Origin of the sequence: Rhizobium sp. P32RR-XVIII (assembly GCF_012641395.1) — a bacterium.
Classification (GTDB): Bacteria; Pseudomonadota; Alphaproteobacteria; order Rhizobiales; family Rhizobiaceae; genus Rhizobium.
In genome coordinates, this window is sequence record NZ_JABAIH010000091.1 from 1 (window position 1) to 538 (window position 538).

General features: G+C 54.3%; 1 protein-coding gene and 1 pseudogene. Both read right to left on the minus strand.

Features of this window, described 5'->3' with window-relative positions; genetic code table 11:
- Window positions 1–172 (minus strand): GDP-mannose 4,6-dehydratase (locus tag HGP14_RS35185; protein ID WP_168834385.1); only part of this gene is annotated, 172 nt, incomplete at its 3' end.
- 88 nt (window positions 173–260) lie between these two features.
- Window positions 261–538 (minus strand): annotated as a pseudogene (locus HGP14_RS35190) (CpsD/CapB family tyrosine-protein kinase); the annotation flags it as partial.

The following is a 538-nucleotide window of genomic DNA, read 5'->3' on the forward strand; positions in this document are numbered from 1 at the left end:
GATCCTCGTAGAGATGCTCAATACGACTGGTGTTGAAGGACGATGAGCGCCGCTTGATGCCGTGGACAATATAGTCCTTCTCCAGGAGCATTTCGGCCAAATACGCACCATCCTGACCTGTTACACCCGTAATCAGCGCAACTTTTCCGTTCTTTTTTACTGCGGTATCCATGATTTCCCTCCGACCCCGGTATTAACTTTTTTGAGAAGCTGATGTCGCGAGGGACAGGCGCGGTGCGCCGACCAACGCAGTCGCACGCCTAGCAGTTGGAATGCCTTGCCGAATGACCACAGACTGGGTGGTATTTCATCAATGATTTCGCGAATAATTCTGAGTCACGAAAGCTGTATTGGGCGTGTCGTTCCGGCCTTACATTATTGATAGCGACCGAGATTTCGGCGTTGCGTGCACTTTTCAGACGCTGCAGGCTGAACTCGACGGCGCGGCGGCTCGTCTTTGCCCATCGTACGATCATAAGCGTTCGTTCTGCGAGCGCGGTCAGCTGCATCGTATCGGTCGAGGCGGGCACAGGGGCGC